Annotated in this window: 18 protein-coding genes; 15 read left to right on the top strand and 3 right to left on the bottom strand. The window is 67.9% G+C overall.

The window, feature by feature from the left end; genetic code table 11:
* The first annotated feature begins 1 nt into the window (after position 1).
* Positions 2-1,054, top strand: a complete 1,053-nt coding sequence (locus STH_RS08325; RefSeq protein WP_050742184.1) for an ABC transporter substrate-binding protein — start codon at positions 2-4, stop codon at positions 1,052-1,054.
* Positions 1,055-1,115: 61 nt separating this feature from the next.
* Here the strand turns inward: STH_RS08325 and STH_RS18765 are convergent, their stop codons facing one another.
* Positions 1,116-1,643: a helix-turn-helix domain-containing protein gene (locus STH_RS18765; RefSeq protein WP_011195783.1), complete on the bottom strand. Its 528-nt coding sequence runs from the start codon at positions 1,641-1,643 to the stop codon at positions 1,116-1,118.
* Positions 1,644-2,021: 378 nt separating this feature from the next.
* Here STH_RS18765 and mbhE point away from each other — a divergent pair, with 378 nt between their 5' ends.
* From mbhE to mnhG, 7 genes are read left to right on the top strand one after another with little or no spacing between them, the layout of a single operon-like run.
* A complete protein-coding gene (gene mbhE, locus STH_RS08335) occupies positions 2,022-4,334 on the top strand; it encodes a hydrogen gas-evolving membrane-bound hydrogenase subunit E (protein ID WP_050742185.1) in 2,313 nt (770 codons plus the stop codon).
* Positions 4,335-4,829: an MnhB domain-containing protein gene (locus tag STH_RS08340; RefSeq protein ID WP_011195785.1), complete on the top strand. Its 495-nt coding sequence runs from the start codon at positions 4,335-4,337 to the stop codon at positions 4,827-4,829.
* A 3-nt stretch (positions 4,830-4,832) separates the two neighbouring features.
* The gene (locus tag STH_RS08345; RefSeq protein ID WP_011195786.1) at positions 4,833-5,216 is read left to right on the top strand and encodes a sodium:proton antiporter; all 384 of its coding nucleotides are present in this window, start codon (positions 4,833-4,835) and stop codon (positions 5,214-5,216) included.
* Positions 5,209-6,693: a proton-conducting transporter membrane subunit gene (locus STH_RS08350; RefSeq protein WP_011195787.1), complete on the top strand. Its 1,485-nt coding sequence runs from the start codon at positions 5,209-5,211 to the stop codon at positions 6,691-6,693. Before STH_RS08345 ends, STH_RS08350 begins: the two co-directional genes overlap by 8 nt.
* 5 nt (positions 6,694-6,698) lie before the next feature.
* A complete protein-coding gene (locus tag STH_RS08355; protein ID WP_043713813.1) occupies positions 6,699-7,211 on the top strand; it encodes a Na+/H+ antiporter subunit E in 513 nt (170 codons plus the stop codon).
* Positions 7,211-7,561 carry a monovalent cation/H+ antiporter complex subunit F gene (locus STH_RS17960; protein ID WP_011195789.1) on the top strand — a complete coding sequence of 117 codons (351 nt, stop codon included), beginning with the start codon at positions 7,211-7,213 and terminating at the stop codon, positions 7,559-7,561. The genes STH_RS08355 and STH_RS17960 overlap by 1 nt, the downstream gene beginning before the upstream one ends.
* Complete coding sequence (mnhG, locus tag STH_RS08365) at positions 7,467-7,823, top strand: monovalent cation/H(+) antiporter subunit G (RefSeq protein WP_070105502.1); 357 nt, start codon at positions 7,467-7,469, stop codon at positions 7,821-7,823. The genes STH_RS17960 and mnhG overlap by 95 nt, the downstream gene beginning before the upstream one ends.
* A 77-nt stretch (positions 7,824-7,900) precedes the next feature.
* Here mnhG and STH_RS08370 read toward each other — a convergent pair whose 3' ends face one another.
* Both STH_RS08370 and STH_RS08375 read right to left on the bottom strand, forming a co-directional pair.
* A complete protein-coding gene (locus tag STH_RS08370; RefSeq protein WP_011195791.1) occupies positions 7,901-8,338 on the bottom strand; it encodes a hypothetical protein in 438 nt (145 codons plus the stop codon).
* Positions 8,338-8,772 carry a hypothetical protein gene (locus STH_RS08375; RefSeq protein WP_011195792.1) on the bottom strand — a complete coding sequence of 145 codons (435 nt, stop codon included), beginning with the start codon at positions 8,770-8,772 and terminating at the stop codon, positions 8,338-8,340. The genes STH_RS08370 and STH_RS08375 overlap by 1 nt, the downstream gene beginning before the upstream one ends.
* A gap of 189 nt (positions 8,773-8,961) precedes the next feature.
* Between STH_RS08375 and thpR the strand changes: the two genes are divergently transcribed.
* The 7 genes from thpR (at position 8,962) to rpsA (ending at position 14,716) form a co-directional block, all read left to right on the top strand.
* On the top strand, positions 8,962-9,543 hold the full coding sequence (gene thpR / locus STH_RS08380; protein WP_011195793.1) for an RNA 2',3'-cyclic phosphodiesterase: 582 nt from the start codon (positions 8,962-8,964) through the stop codon (positions 9,541-9,543).
* 86 nt (positions 9,544-9,629) lie between these two features.
* A complete protein-coding gene (recA, locus tag STH_RS08385) occupies positions 9,630-10,682 on the top strand; it encodes a recombinase RecA (protein ID WP_011195794.1) in 1,053 nt (350 codons plus the stop codon).
* Complete coding sequence (locus tag STH_RS19695) at positions 10,675-11,499, top strand: regulatory protein RecX (protein ID WP_083766028.1); 825 nt, start codon at positions 10,675-10,677, stop codon at positions 11,497-11,499. Before recA ends, STH_RS19695 begins: the two co-directional genes overlap by 8 nt.
* A gap of 54 nt (positions 11,500-11,553) precedes the next feature.
* Positions 11,554-11,826, top strand: a complete 273-nt coding sequence (locus STH_RS08395) for a hypothetical protein (protein ID WP_043713815.1) — start codon at positions 11,554-11,556, stop codon at positions 11,824-11,826.
* 191 nt (positions 11,827-12,017) lie between these two features.
* The gene (gene cmk / locus STH_RS08400; RefSeq protein ID WP_011195797.1) at positions 12,018-12,698 is read left to right on the top strand and encodes a (d)CMP kinase; all 681 of its coding nucleotides are present in this window, start codon (positions 12,018-12,020) and stop codon (positions 12,696-12,698) included.
* A gap of 2 nt (positions 12,699-12,700) precedes the next feature.
* Positions 12,701-13,345: a lysophospholipid acyltransferase family protein gene (locus STH_RS08405; RefSeq protein ID WP_011195798.1), complete on the top strand. Its 645-nt coding sequence runs from the start codon at positions 12,701-12,703 to the stop codon at positions 13,343-13,345.
* Positions 13,346-13,456: 111 nt separating this feature from the next.
* Complete coding sequence (rpsA, locus tag STH_RS08410; RefSeq protein WP_158506875.1) at positions 13,457-14,716, top strand: 30S ribosomal protein S1; 1,260 nt, start codon at positions 13,457-13,459, stop codon at positions 14,714-14,716.
* Positions 14,717-14,945 lie beyond the last annotated feature (229 nt).

Here is a 14,945-nt window from a genome sequence, read left to right on the forward strand (position 1 = left end):
GATGAGCGTGCGGAAGCGGGCGACGGCCGGCCTCCTTCTCCGGGGCCTCGCCGTGTTGCTGATGAGCGTCCTGCTGGGCGGCTGCGCGGGAAGGCCGGCGGGTTCCCTGGGGGCTGCCCCCGTCGGGGAGGCGGAGGACGGGGCAGAGGCCCCGAAGGATTACGGCGAGATCCGGCTCGGCTACCAGTTCGGCACCGGCTACCTGCCGGTGGAGGTGATGGTGGAACACCGGCTGATCGAGAAACGGCTGGGCAACGTCAAGGTGACCCGTCAGCAGCTGGGGGGCGGGGGAGCCCTGACGGAGGCTGTCCTGGCCGGGTCCACGGACGTGGTCTTCATGGGCCTCGGCCCGTTCTTCGTGGGCTGGGGAAAGGGGATCGACTGGAAGATCGCAGCGGCCATGCAGGACATGCCGATCGGCCTGAACAGTGCCAAACCGGGCGCCACGAGCCTCAGGGACATCGGGCCGGAGGACCGGATTGCCCTGCCGGGGATCAACTCGATCCAGCATGTGATGCTGGCCATGGAGGCCCAGAAGCAGCTGGGCGATCCCCGGGCCCTCGACGAACTGCTGGTGGCCATGCCGCATCCCGAGGGCGAGCGGGCGCTCCTGGCGGGAAGTGAGATCACTTTCCACTACACCGCGCCGCCCTACCTGCAGCGGGAGCGGCAGCAGCCCGGCATCGCCAAGATCGTCGACTCGTACGAAACCATGGGCCAGAAGCACACGTTCAACGTGATGGTGGTGCCTGCCCGGTTCAAGGAGGAGAACCCGGAGCTCTACCAGGCCCTGGTGGACGCGTACACCGAAGCGACGGAATGGGTGAGGGCGAACCCCGCCGAGGCCGCGGACCTGATGATCCGGCTGGGCGACCGGACGGACCGGGACGAGTTGATCGCGCAGATTACCCACCCGGACGTGGTCTGGACCATCGAACCCCACGGTCTGATGAAGATCGTCACGTTCATGAAAGAGGCGGGTTTCCTCGATAAGGCGCCCGCCGACTGGAGGGAGGTCACCTGGGAGAACCTTCATCACCTGAACGGCAACTGAGAGCGCGCATCACCAGCCCGCCCCGCGTGAGGGGGGCTGGTGATGCGCGCGATGGCCCGTTTCAGTCGGTCGGGAGTTCACCGGAATCGCCGGGTGCGGCGTGGGTCGCGCCCTTGCGGGCGCGGCGCCCCGCGAGCCGCCACGCCCCCCTGCTCCGACAGCGCACCCCGGCCTCGTCCAGCACCAGCCGGATGGTCTCCTTGCTGATCCCGTCGACGATGTGGAGCTGCACGAGGGCCTCCTGCAGGCGCGAGAGCGACCAGCAGGGCCACGGAAACCCAGCGACCTGGGGGGGCGTGAGGGCCAGCTTCACGATGCGGGCCCGCTGGTTGGCATCGAAGACCCGGGGTCGACCGCCGCAGTACGCCGGCTTCAACGCGTCCAGGCCGTGCTCGTTAAAGTGGTGGATGACGTGGCGCACGTGGTCGACGGAACAGTGGAAGCGCTGGGCGATCTGCGGCGCCGTCAGCCCCTGCGCCGAGGCGAGCACGATGGCCGCCCGCCGGCTGCTCACCACCCGGTGGCGGCGCCGGGCGGCGCGCTCCAGCTCGGCGCGCTCCTCGGCCGACAGCTCTCGGACGAAAATCACCCTGCATCCTCCTAGCAACAGCTGTTGATTAAGGGTTCGCAGTCCCTTCAAAAAGTCCTTCCTACCTGGTTTTTCGCTGGCAGAAATCCAGATTGACGTTTTTGGACGATCTTCTGGACAGAGGACATAGCTTTTTGGTATCGTTATTTGGTGAGATATCAGGAGCAGTTTCAGAAGCGAGGGGATGGAAGGCAGCGACTCCACCTGTTCAGGCTCCAGCGCCCCCGTGCCGTGGGACCTGGATCTTTTTCTTTGTGAACAGGGGACTTTGCGAAGTTCCGCTCTCGTCTGAAGACTCCTGAACCCCCGGTGCGCCGCCCCGAGGCCGGGCGCAGGGGCGGACGGATCCGTGATTCAGCACGTCAGGGAGGTGTTGCTTTGGCGCAGGCGCTGGCATCGATCGCACTTCCGCTGATCGCCGCCTTCATGATGCCCGTGCTCTACCGGTGGCTCCGGTGGCGCCTGGGCGTGGCGGCGACCGCCGTAGCTGCAGTGACGTTCGTCCTCGTGGTGCTGACCCCCGAAATGTCGCTGGTCATCCCGTGGGTCCCGCAACTGGGGATCGACCTCTCCATACACGTCGACGGGTGGGGCCGGCTGTTTGCCCTGCTCATTGCCGGGATCGGCACGCTCGTCGTCCTCTATAGCATTCCCTACCTGGGCGCCCGGGAGGACCTGGGGAAGTTTTACGCCTACCTCCTGCTCTTCATGGGCGCGATGCTCGGCGTGGTGTACGCCGGCAACCTGATGCTCATGTACGTGTTCTGGGAGTTGACCTCGATCAGCTCCTTCCTGCTGATCGGCTTCTGGAACACCCGCGACGACGCCCAGTACGGCGCCCTGAAGGCGATCCTGATCACCTTCGGGGGCGGCCTCTGCATGCTGGGCGGCCTGGCGATTCTCGGCACGGTGGGCGGCACCTTCGAGCTGTCGGCGCTGCTCGCGAAACAGGCCGAGCTGCTGGGGCACCCGCTGGTCACCGTGGCGCTGGTCCTGCTGCTGATCGGCGCCTTCACCAAGTCTGCTCAGTTTCCCTTCCATATCTGGCTTCCCGACGCGATGGCGGCCCCCACGCCGGTCTCTGCCTACCTGCACTCGGCCACCATGGTCAAGGCCGGGCTCTACCTGATCGGCCGCCTCTGGCCGATCTTCCACACGCACCCGCTCTGGGTGCCCGTCGTGGCCGCGGTCGGCATGGTGACGATGGTGGTGGGATCCTTCCTCGCCGTGCAGAAGACCGACCTGAAGGCCGTCCTCGCGCTGTCCACCATCTCGCAGCTGGGTCTCATCATGTGGCTGTTCGGCCTGGGAACCCCGGAAGCCACCCAGGCGGCCGCGTTTCACCTGCTCAACCACTCCACGTTCAAGGCGCTTCTGTTCATGGTCGTCGGCATCATCGACCACCAGACCGGCACCCGTGAGATCCCGCTCCTCTCGGGGCTGCGGAGGGCCATGCCCGTGTCCGCGGGACTGGCGATGGTGGGCGCCGCCTCCATGGCCGGGGTACCGCTGCTCAACGGCTTCCTCTCCAAGGAGATGTTCCTGACAGCGGTCCACGGCTCTTCCATGGGCGCGGCGGGGGCGCTGGTCGCGACGGGCGCCTCCCTGCTCACGACCCTCTACTGCCTCATCCTCGGGCACAAGATCTGGTTCGGCGAGCCCCACGAGACCCCGGACGTGCCGGAGGAAGGGTCGCCGTCCATCCTGGTGCCTCCGCTGCTCCTGGCGGTCATCATCGTCGCCGTCGGCATCTACCCGGGGCTCGTCGAGTCGGCGATTGTCACCCCCGCCGTGGCGGCGGTGCTGCAGGGGCCGGCGGACCTGCCGCACATCGCGCTCTGGCACGGGTTCACCCCCGCCCTGCTGATGACGGCCATCGCCCTGGGCGGCGGCGTGCTCGCCTACGCGGGGCTGCCCCGCGTGCTGGCTGCCTTCCGGCGGTTCACCCCGCAGCGGTACCATCTGAACGCCCTGTACGACCTCCTCTGGTGGAAGAACCAGGTGGTGGAGAAGGCGGCGAAGTGGATCACCAACCGGCAGATGACCGGTTACCTGCGCGACTACCTCGCATACACCCTGGGCGCCCTGGTGGTGCTCTTCTTCGGGACGATGATCGTCCGGCGCGCCGGAATCCCGCAGCTCACGCTGTCGCCTGTCGGGCCCTGGGAGCTCCTGCTGATGGCGATCATCGTCGCCGGTGCGGTGGCCAGCACACGCGTCACCAGCCGCCTGGCGGCCGTCATGTCCATCTCGCTGGTGGGCCTGCCGCTGTCGCTGCTCTTCGCCCTCCTCCGGGCGCCGGACCTGGCCCTCACGCAGGTGGTCGTCGAGGTGATCACCACCGTGCTCTTCCTGCTGGTCTTCCCGCACCTGCGGCAGATCACGGTCTACCCGCGCAGGCCGGGCAGGCTGAATACCAACCTGCTGGTGGCGATCGGCGTCGGCGCGCTGGGCACGGTGGTCACGCTTCTGGCCAACGGGGCCCGCCTGTTTCCGCCAAGGGTGGCGGAGTGGCTGGTGGAGAACAGCTACCGGCTGGGCGGCGGGAACAACGTCGTCAACGTGATCCTCGTGGATTTCCGCGGGTTCGACACGATGGGGGAGATCACGGTGCTCACCGTGGCCGGACTCGCGGTGTACATGCTGATCCGGCTGCGGAAGGACCACCAGGCGAAAGGGGGGAGGAGCTAGATGGTCCGCGCGCAGATCGAACAGAACCCGATCGTCCGGGTTGTCGTCCACACGTCGCTGTACGGCCTGAAGCTCCTCGCCGTCTGGATCCTGCTGCGGGGCCACCACGAGCCGGGCGGCGGCTTCATCGCCGGTCTCCTGATCGCGGCGGCAATCGCCATGCAGGGGGTGGCGTTCGGCACGGACGCCGCGCAGGCCATCTTCCCGCTCCCTCCCCAGTACCTGCTGGGCGGCGGCCTGCTGATCTCGTTCGCGACCGTGCTGGGTCCGGCACTGGCGGGACATGCCTTCATGGAGCACAGCGCAGGGGTGATCGTGCTGCCCCTTCTGGGCGAGCTGCACTGGTCCACGGCGGTGCTCTTTGACATCGGCGTCTTCCTCGTGGTCGTGGGCACGATGAAGACCGTCCTGCTCAGCATCGCCACGGATCCGGTGCGCCGCCGCCCATCCGCGGCGGAAGGCGGAGCCCCCAGCCCTGACAGGGAGGTGTCGTAGCCGGTGGAACTGCTTGCTGCACTGGTCATCGGCCTGCTCCTGGGTGTGGGCACCTACCTGCTCCTGGAGCGGAACATGATCCGGATCGTGCTGGGAACCATGCTGATCAACTACGCCACCAACTTCATGCTCCTCACCTCCGGCCGGCTGAAGACGGGGCGTGCGCCCTTCCTGGGCGGAAGCGACGTGCAGCTCGCGGCGGAGGGCAGCGGCGGCATTATCGTGGACGGCATCTCGTATGTCGACCCCGTGCCGCAGGCTCTGATCCTGACGTCGATCGTCATCGGCCTGGCGACGACCGCCTTCGCCTTCGTCCTGTCGTACCGGACGGTCCAGGAGTGCGATACCGACGATCTGCTGCTGCTGCGGGGGGTGGAGCATGAGTAACCTCGTCGCCTACCCCGCACTGCTCTGCTTCGGCACCGGCATTGTCCAGCTGCTCCTGCACAGGCGGGTGGCCCTCCAGCGGGCGGTTGCCCTCTTGTCGTCGATTGCGGGGATTGTGCTCTCGGTTCTGCTTACGTACACCATCTGGACCTCCGGCATTCAGGTCCAGACGGCCGGCGGGTGGCCGGTGCCCTTCGGCATCACGCTGACGGCGGACCTGTTCAGCGGGATGATGATGATCCTCGCGGCCGTCGTGCTCTTTACGTCCATCCTCTACATTTTCCGGGACATGAACCCGGACAGTGAACGGACCTTCTTCTACCCTGTGCTCTTCTTCATGATGGCCGGCGTCAACCTCAGCTTCGCCACCGGCGACATCTTCAACCTGTACGTCGCCTTCGAGGTGATGCTGATCTCGTCCTATTTCCTGATGGCTCTGGGGAGCACGGGCCCGCAGGTGCGGGAGGGCCTGAAGTACCTGCTGCTGAACACGGTGGCCTCGAGCCTCTTCCTGTTCGGCGTGGCCCTGCTCTACGGCGTCACCTCGTCGCTGAACATGGCGGACATCGCCGCCAAGGCGGCGTCCGAGCCCGGCAACCCCTACATCACCCTGTCGGGGATGCTGTTCCTGGTCGTGTTCGCCGCGAAGGGCGCGCTCTTTCCCTTCTACTGGTGGCTGCCCCGCTCGTACTACTACGTGCCCAACGGCATCGCCCCGCTGTTCGCGTCGATGCTGACCAAGGTGGGGGTGTACGGCCTCATCCGGGTGTTCACCCTGATCTTCATCCACGACAGCGGCCTGACCCACTCGCTGCTGCTGGTCATCGGCGGCCTCACGATGTTCCTCGGCGTGATGGGCGCGATCTCCCAGTACGACTTCAAGGCCATCCTGAGCTACCACATCATCAGCCAGATCGGATACATGATCATGGGCCTGGGCCTGTATACGGTCCTGGGGCTTGCCGGAGCGGTGTTCTACATCGCACACCACATCATCGTCAAGTCCGGCCTGTTCCTGCTCTCCGGGGCGACCAGCCGGATCACGGGTCAGACGGACTTCAAGCACTACTCCGGCCTGCTGGCCTCCTACCCCGGACTGGCCTACACGTTCTTCGCCACCGCCATCTCGCTGGCCGGCGTGCCGCCCTTCTCGGGCTTCTTCGCCAAGTTCGCCCTGCTCCGGGCGGCGGTGGAGAAGGGGGCCTGGGGCATTGCAGCGGTGTCGCTGCTGGTCTCGTTCTTCACCCTGTTCTCCATGATCAAGATCTTCCGCAAGGCCTACTGGGGACGGCCCTCCGGTCAGCGGATCCAGCGCACCAGGCGGGACTACTTCGCGGCCCTGACCCCCGCCGTGATCCTGCTGGCGCTTTCCGTCGCGATGGGCCTGGGCGGCGGCTACATGATGGAGTTCGCGCTGGCGACGGCAGACCAGCTTATGCATCCCAACATCTACGTTGAAGCCGTCCTGGGGAGGTGAGCGCCGTGGACGCCCGAGTTCGCACCGGAATCCTCGTGGTGCTGTTCGCGTTTCTCTGGATGATCCTGCAGGAGTCCTACACCCTCGGCAGCTTCGTCGGCGGGCTGGTCGTGGGCCTGGTGATCCTGCTGATCTTCCCGGCGCCGGTCCACGGGCTCATCAACCCCTACGTGAGGCGGCCAGGCGGCATCTTCCGCTGGCTGGTGAGCGCCGCCCACCTGTTCCTGTACTACACGCGGCACTGGCTGAGGGGCAATGCCGAAATGGCGCGCCTGATGCTGCGCCGGGACCTGAGCACGATCACGCCCGGCGTGCTGAAGTTCCCCCTGCGGGTCCGGCAGCCCGGGCAGGTGGCCCTGCTGGCCAACCTGATCACCGTGACCCCCGGCTCTTACACCGTCGAGGTGTCCGATGACTGGGACGTGCTCTATCTGCACGTCATCGATGCCTCCGATGCCGAGGCGGCACTTGCCCCGATCCGGCGGATCGAGGAGCTGATCATGGAGGTGTTGCAGTGATGCTGCAGGCCGTCCTCTGGATCAGCCTGGTGGGCATGGTCGTCTCCCTGGGTTTCGCCGCCTACCGCACGTTCAGGGGCCCTACCGTCCCGGACCGCATCGCGGCCATCGATGCCTTCGGCACGGTGCTCATCCAGACGTTGATCGTCGGTGCGATCCTGCTGAACGACCCGCAGTACCTGGCGTATGCCGTGGTCCTCGCCGCGATCAACTACGTCTCGACCGTTGCGCTGGGAAAGTACCTTCAGAGGGGTGGTGTCATTGGCCACGGAGATCCTCATCGGCCTGTTGGTCCTGCTGGGGACCGCGGCGGCGGTGCTGGGGACGCTGGGGCTCGTCCGGATGCCTGATGTGTACAACCGCCTGCACGCGGTCACCATGGCCATCACCTTCGCCACGGTGATGATGGTCCTGGCCGGCACCCTCTACTTCTCGACCACCCACGGGCTCACGCTGAAGCTGCTCCTGGTGATCCCGTTCGTCTTCTGGACGTCCTCGGCGGGGTCGTTCGTGATCGCCCGCGGCGCGCACCGCACCGGCGTGCGGCCGGCCCCCCTCACGATCCGGGACGACCTGCAGGAGGACATCGGCATCGACCAGGAGCAGGAGTGAACCCCCTGCGGACACCTGCGCACAGCAAGAGACCACTGCCTGCACGCAGTGGTCTCTGTGTCTGTGGGCATCCGGGTTTATCCGCCGCCCCGCTCGGCCACCGATTCCAGCAGCGACGTCACCCACTGCTGCAACGAGGCGCGCCGCTCTGCGATCTCGGCGCGGATCCGTTCCTGTTCCGCGGCCAGTTCGGCCAGACGGGCGGCGTGCTCGTCCTCCAGGTCGGCGATCTCCCTGGCCAGCACCAGCGCCTGAATCGGCGCCATCGTCCGGCTGCGCTCGAGCCCCTTCTGCAGCCGCTCCAGCTTCCGCTGCGCCTCCTGCACCTCGGCCGCCAGCGCCTCGCACTGGGCGGTCAGATCCGCCTCCTCGGCCCTGGCCTGCTCGAGGGCCTCCCGCAGGTGCTGGATCTCCAGCGCAAACCGTTCCGCCTGCTCCCGGAGCTGCCGCTCGGCCTCCTGCGGGGCGACGCCCAGCAGCTTACGGCGCAGGGGCCGCCCGTTGGACTGCCGCATCAGGGCCGGCCCCCTTCCTGCTCCCGCAGGTACGCCTGCAGCTGGAGGAAGGGCTGCACCGCGGCCAGGATGCCCTCGGCGATCTGCCGCTCGAGGGCGATCCAGTTGTCCCGCTCCTTCCGGACCGCCTCCAGCTCCGCCTCCCGGTCGGCCAGCTCCCGGCGGTGGCGTTCGGCCACCTCCCGGCGGCGGACCTCGAACTCGGTCCCCGTCCGGTCGAACTCTTCCAGGACCCGCTGGATCTCCTGCTCCAGCCGCTCCCGCTCCGCCTGGAGCCCGGCCCGCCGCTGCCGGAGCTGCGCGTTGCGGGCACCCGCCTCCGCCAGCCGGGCCTTCAGGAGGTCCACCTGGGCCCGGTGGCTGGCGCGGCGCGCCGCCAGTTCCGCCTCCAGGTCGGCGGGGCTGATCCCCAGCGGCCTCAGGGGCGTCTGCATCCGGCCATTCCCCCCGTGTGCAGGGTCTCGTAGATCAACACGGCGGAAGGCGCGATAAAGTTCAGTGTCATACTGTCTATACTTCATGCAGGGGGGAGGAACTTCGAACAGATGTTCCGTTTTTTGTGCCCGGTGTGAAGGAATCGGGCGCGCGGGCGTCGAACTTGCGGGGGAAGGAGGGTGACCGGCGTGCGCTGTTTCGCGGCGGTGGAGGTCTCGTCGCCCGACGTCCGGCAGGCCCTGGTGAGGGCCTGCGACGAGCTCAGGAGGGCCCTGGGTGCGGACGCGGGGCTGGTCAAGTGGGTCCGTCCGGACCAGTTTCACTTCACGCTCCGGTTCTTCGGCGAGCTGGGGCCGACGGAGGTGGAGGCGGCCGCACAGGCGCTGCGCCGGGCCGCGGCCGGGACGGCGCCGTTCCCGCTGGCGGTGGCCGGGCTCGGCGCCTTCCCCAGCGCCCGGAGCCCGCGGGTGCTCTGGGCGGGGACCGGGGAGGGGCGGGAGCAGCTCATCGCCCTCGCGCGCCGGTTGGAGGACGAGCTGGCCGCCGCCGGCTTCGGGCGCGAGGAGCGGCCCTTCCAGCCGCACCTGACGCTGGGGAGGGTCCGCCAGGGCGCCGACCTCGCCGCGCCGCTCCGGGGCCTCCTGACCCGGCCGCCCGTGCGCTACGGCGACTGGCTGGTGGACCGCCTGGTCCTGATGCGGAGCGAGCTCCTGCCGGCCGGCCCGCGCTACACCGTGGTCGAGGCGGCCGAACTGGTGCGCGGCGAGTAGCGGCGGCAGGCTTGTCAGGCGGCGGAGAGTGGCCTATACTGAGAACGAGTGCGCTGGAAAATAGTGGCTGGGAGGATGCGGGGCATATGGCATTGGATCCGGCGAAGCAGAAGGCCATCGACATGGCCCTGGCGCAGATTGAGAAGCAGTTCGGCAAGGGTTCCATCATGCGGCTCGGCGAGCAGATGTCCAGGCTGAACGTCGAGGTGATCCCCACCGGTTCGGTCGCCCTGGACGTGGCGCTGGGGGTCGGGGGGCTGCCGCGCGGCCGCATCACCGAGATCTACGGGCCGGAGTCCTCGGGCAAGACGACGGTCGCGCTGCACGTCATCGCCGAGGCCCAGAAGATGGGCGGCGTGGCGGCGTTCGTGGACGCGGAGCACGCGCTGGACCCGGTGTACGCCCAGGCGCTCGGCGTGGACATCGACAACCTGCTCGTCTCCCAGCCCGACACCGGCGAGCAGGCCCTGGAGATCACCGAGACGCTGGTGCGGTCCGGCGCCGTGGACGTGGTGGTGGTCGACTCCGTCGCGGCCCTGGTGCCGAAGGCGGAGATCGAGGGCGAGATGGGCGACTCGTTTGTGGGGCTGCAGGCCCGGCTCATGTCCCAGGCCCTGCGCAAGCTGACCGGCGCCATCTCCAAGTCCAAGGCTGTGGTCATCTTCATCAACCAGATCCGCGAGAAGGTCGGGGTCATGTTCGGCAATCCCGAGACCACGCCGGGCGGGCGCGCCCTGAAGTTCTACTCCTCGGTCCGGCTGGAGGTGCGGAAGACCGAGACCCTGAAGAGCGGCCAGGAGGTGGTGGGCTCCCGCACCCGGGTCAAGGTGGTCAAGAACAAGGTCGCGCCGCCTTTCAAGCAGGCCGAGTTCGATATCCTGTACGGACAGGGCATCTCCAAGGAGGGAAGCCTGATCGACATCGGCACCGAGCTGAACCCGCCGGTGATCGTCAAGAGCGGCGCCTGGTACTCTTACGGCGACCTGCGCATCGGCCAGGGCAAGGACAACGCCCGGGACTGGCTGAGGCAGCACCCCGAGGTTGCGGCCGAGATCGAGCAGAAGATCAAGGAGCGGCTGAACGTGGCGTCGCTACCGGTGAAGTACGCCGACGAGGAGGCCGGCGACGCCGATGTCTGAGCGTGGGCGGGATGGCTCCGCCGGTGCCCGGCGCGGCCGGAGGGCTGCCCGGCGACAGGTGGACCCGGAGGCCCTCCGGCAGATCGCAGGGCGCATCACCGCCATCGCCGAGCAGCGCGACCCCGAGCGCCGCTCGGTCTTCGTGGACGGCGAGTTCGTCCTCGGCCTCAGCCTGGAGACGATCCTCCGGTGTGGCCTGAAGGTGGGGCTGCCGGTGGACGGCGAGACCCTGCTGGCCGCCTACGGCATGGATCTGGAGCGGCAGGCCTGGGAAGCCGGCCTGCGGTTGCTCGCGGCCGCCCCCCGCACCCGGCGGGAGGTGGCCCTCCGGCTCGGCCGCCGCTACCCGCCGGAGACGGTGGAGCGGGTGCTGGAGCGGCTCACCGCGGCCGGATGGCTCGACGACCGGGCGTACGCCGTCGGGTACGTGCGCAGCCACCCCGACTACGGCAGCCGAAGGCTCCTGGCTGATCTCATCCGGAAGGGTGTGGACCGGGAGAACGCGGCCGCGGCCGTCGCCTCGGAGCGGGGCGCCGAAGAGGCCGTGGAGCACGCCCGCGCCGTGGCGGAGGCGAGGCTCCGCCGCATGACGGGCGTGGACCGGACCACCGCAGCTCGCCGTCTTGCCGGCTACCTCGCGCGGCGGGGGTTCGGGCCGGAGGCGGTGCGTGCGGCCGTGCAGCCGCTGGTCGCAGGCCTGCCGGACCAGGCGCCGGCGCGGCGCACCCGCGGCCTGCAGCGCCGGACCTCCCTGGGGCGCAGGGGAGACGGGAAGGCTGACCGCGGGGGGGCGGGCGGCGACGGCGATGATGCATAATCGCGGTCACCTCCACATAAAATATCCGGGACGATGACGCTGGGGGTGACCGGTGTGCAGCGTCCGGCGGAAGGCCTCGACTGGCGGGAAGAGCGGGACCGGGAGGCGGTGGAGGCGTTCCAGGCGCGCCACCGGCGCCTCGCCGATGCCGTGGAGCGGGTGCTGATGCGTCTCGTGGTGCTGGGCCTGGTGATTCTGGCCCTGGCGCAGATGGTGGGCATGGACCGCTTCGGCCTGCTGGCGGCGCTGGAGGGGACGCCGGTGCACGAGGTGACGGACTGGAGCCGCAGCCTGGCCAGAACGGCCAACATCCCATACGGCCGATAGGGGGAGCGCCTTGGCGCTCTCTTTTGCACGTGTCTAGCAATTTGCCAGTTTGACGTAGCATTTCCAGTCTGCTAATCTTAGGGAAGGAAGTCTCGGGTACTCTCTACAAGTACATATCGTGAGGATTCAAGCCCGTTCGCACACTTCTACAATGCATCATCGGGCAGTTGGAGTGGTGTAAGACTTTGGCCTTGACGGATGGAACCCGAGAGCTCGTGATTGCCATGGACGGCCCCGCCGGGGCCGGGAAGAGCACGGTGGCGCGGATCGTTGCGAACCGGCTCGGGTATCTTTACATCGACACGGGGGCGATGTACCGGGCGCTCGCCCTGAAGGCCCTGCGGCTGGGGATCCCCGAGACCGACGCCGCGGCGCTGGCCGACCTGGCGGATGCGACGGAGGTCGAACTGCAGCGGGCCCCCGACGGGGGAAACCGGGTGCTGCTGGACGGCGAGGACGTCACCGCCGAGATCCGGAGCCCCGCCGTGTCGGCCGTCGTCTCGCAGGTGTCGGCGGTGCCGAGGCTCCGGCAGCGGCTGATCGAGGTCCAGCGGTCCATGGCGCGGGCAGGCGGGGTGGTGATGGACGGCCGGGACATCGGTTCGTACGTCCTCCCCCATGCCGATCGGAAGTTTTATATCACCGCCTCCCTTCAGGAGCGGGCCAGGCGGCGGGTCGCGCAGCTCCGGGCTGAAGGCCACGAGGCCGATCTCGCGGCGGTGGAGGCGGAGATCGCCCGGCGGGATGAGCAAGATATGAACAAGGGCGTCCACTCGCTGGTGCAACTGCCGGAGTCGATCGTGATCGACACCACCGGCAAGCGGGTCGACGAAGTCGTCGAGGAAATTCTGCGGCACTGCCGGAGGACGTAGCCATGTGGCTGTACGGTTTTGCAAGGATCGTCGTGGGACTGGGCTACCGCCTGGCCTACCGCGTCCAAGCGGAGGGCCGGGAGCACATCCCGCCCACCGGCGGCGTCATCCTCTGCGGCAATCACATCAACGCACAGGATCCCATCGTGATCGGCCTGGCTTGCCCCCGACCGATCTGCTTCATGGCGAAAGAGGAACTGTTCCGTTCGCAGCTGCTTGGCTTCATCATCAAGGGGCTGGGCGCATTTCCCGTGAAGCGGGGAAGCGCGGACAGGGCCGCCCTGAAGCACGCCCTGGCGCTCCTGGAAGCCGGCTGCTGCTTTGGCATATTCCCCGAGGGCACCCGCTCCCGGACCGGGGAGTTGCAGAAGCCCGAGCCCGGGACGGCGTACATCGCCCTGAAATCCGGCGTGCCGGTGATTCCCGTTGGCATCAGCGGCAGTTACCGGCTGTTCAGCCCGATCCGCGTCCGCTTCGGGCCGCCCGTGGACCTCGACCGCTTCCGCGGCGAGAAGCTCAACGGGGAGACCCTGGAAGCGGCCAGCCAGGCCATTGCGGACGCGATCGCCGCCCTGCTGGACCCGCCGTCCGGCCTTTCCAACGCCGGCGCAGGACCGCCGGCCGGACGTGCGCTTTCGTCTCTGTAATCCGCCGCCCGGGGCTGGTTTACTGAATAATATAGTATTGATGTAATGCATGGTTCGAGTCGGTCGCGCCGGTGCCGCACCTGGTCCGAGCCATCGAGGAGGTCTACGATCGTGCAGGAGTTTGACACCCAGGGTAGGAAGAATGTCGAAACCATGGAAGAAGCCGAAGCTCGCGCCGAACTGGAGGCTGCCCTGCGGGTTCCCAAGCCCGGCGACATCGTCAGGGGGCAAGTGGTGCGCGTGAGCGACGATTCGATCATGGTCGACGTCGGCTACAAGTCGGAAGGGATCATTCCGCTCAACGAGCTCTCCCACCGTCCGCTCCGCAGTGCCCACGATGCCGGCCTGAAGGTCGGCGATGAGGTGCAGGTGGTGGTCCTCAGCGTGGACACCAAGGGCGAAGGCGGTCTGCGCATCAGCAAGCGCAGGGCCGACGAGCAGCTGGCCTGGGCTGAGGTCGAGCGGAAGTTTGAAGCCGGCGAGGTCATCGAGGCCGAGGTCACCGAGGCCGTCAAGGGCGGTCTGGTGGTCGACCTCGGGCTGCGTGCCTTCCTGCCCGCATCCCAGGTGGACCGGGGGTACGTCGCCGACCTCTCCAAGTTCGTGGGCCAGAAGATTCGCGTGAAGATCATCGAGCTGGATCCCTACAAGGGGCGCGTCATCCTGTCCCGCAAGCAGGTGCTGGAGGCGGAGCGCACGGCGGCGCGCGAGCGGTTCTGGTCCACCGTGCAGGAGGGCGACGTGCTGGAGGGCACCGTCAAGTCCATCACCGACTTCGGCGCCTTCATCGACCTCGGCGGGGTCGACGGGCTGCTGCACATCTCGGAGATGTCCTACGGCCGGATCAAGCACCCGTCCCAGGTCGTTTCCGAGGGCGAGCGCATCAAGGTCAAGGTCCTGCGCCTCGACCGGGAAAAGGGCAAGGTCTCGCTGGGGCTAAAGCAGGTGCTGCCCGATCCCTGGGACAGCGTGGAGGAGAAGTACCCCGAGGGCGCCATCGTGGAGGGCACCGTCGCCCGTCTCACCACGTTCGGTGCGTTCGTGGAGCTTGAGCCCGGCGTCGACGGGCTGATCCACATCAGCCAGATGGCCGATCGGCGCATCAACAACCCCGGGGAGGTCGTCTCCATCGGCGATGTGGTGAAGGTCAAGGTCATCAACGTCGATGCCCAGAACCGGCGCATCAGCCTCTCCCTCCGGGCGGCCATCGAGGAGCTGGCCGCCGAGGCGATCGCCGCCGACGTGGCCACGCCGTATCGGGACGTGGTCCCCGCCGAGGCGGGTGAGGCGCCGTCCGGGGCCGAGCAGCAGGACGAGCCTGCCCGGGAAGCGGAAGAGTCCGGCTCGGCCGAGGAGACCCAGTCTGAGTAACCCCGCGTGTACGGTCGTCCGGCTCCCTGTGCGGAGCCGGACGTTTTCTGTGTGCCCGGCATGGGCGCTGACTTGGCGGTGAAAGTCCGCTACGGGCGAGGCAGCACCAGCCCGTTAGCCAAAGGCAAGGGTGTCCGTCGTGAGGCGGAATCTGAAGGAAGCCCGAGGCAAAGCCACGACCCGAGGAACACGAACCCCATAGGAGGCTGTGCCGCTCGGGTGAGCTGGC

It is taken from the genome of Symbiobacterium thermophilum IAM 14863 (assembly GCF_000009905.1).
Classification (GTDB): domain Bacteria; phylum Bacillota; class Sulfobacillia; order Symbiobacteriales; family Symbiobacteriaceae; genus Symbiobacterium; species Symbiobacterium thermophilum.

Bases quoted from the DNA above. Each gene is read 5' to 3' on its own strand.
- STH_RS08325 (WP_050742184.1), top strand. From the start codon at position 2: ATGAGCGTGCGGAAGCGGGCGACGGCCGGCCTCCTTCTCCGGGGCCTC.
- STH_RS08340 (WP_011195785.1), top strand. From the start codon at position 4,335: ATGGTCCGCGCGCAGATCGAACAGAACCCGATCGTCCGGGTTGTCGTC.
- STH_RS08350 (WP_011195787.1), top strand. From the start codon at position 5,209: ATGAGTAACCTCGTCGCCTACCCCGCACTGCTCTGCTTCGGCACCGGC.
- STH_RS17960 (WP_011195789.1), top strand. From the start codon at position 7,211: ATGCTGCAGGCCGTCCTCTGGATCAGCCTGGTGGGCATGGTCGTCTCC.
- STH_RS08370 (WP_011195791.1), bottom strand. From the start codon at position 8,338: ATGCGGCAGTCCAACGGGCGGCCCCTGCGCCGTAAGCTGCTGGGCGTC.
- STH_RS08375 (WP_011195792.1), bottom strand. From the start codon at position 8,772: ATGCAGACGCCCCTGAGGCCGCTGGGGATCAGCCCCGCCGACCTGGAG.
- recA (WP_011195794.1), top strand. From the start codon at position 9,630: ATGGCATTGGATCCGGCGAAGCAGAAGGCCATCGACATGGCCCTGGCG.
- STH_RS19695 (WP_083766028.1), top strand. From the start codon at position 10,675: ATGTCTGAGCGTGGGCGGGATGGCTCCGCCGGTGCCCGGCGCGGCCGG.
- STH_RS08405 (WP_011195798.1), top strand. From the start codon at position 12,701: ATGTGGCTGTACGGTTTTGCAAGGATCGTCGTGGGACTGGGCTACCGC.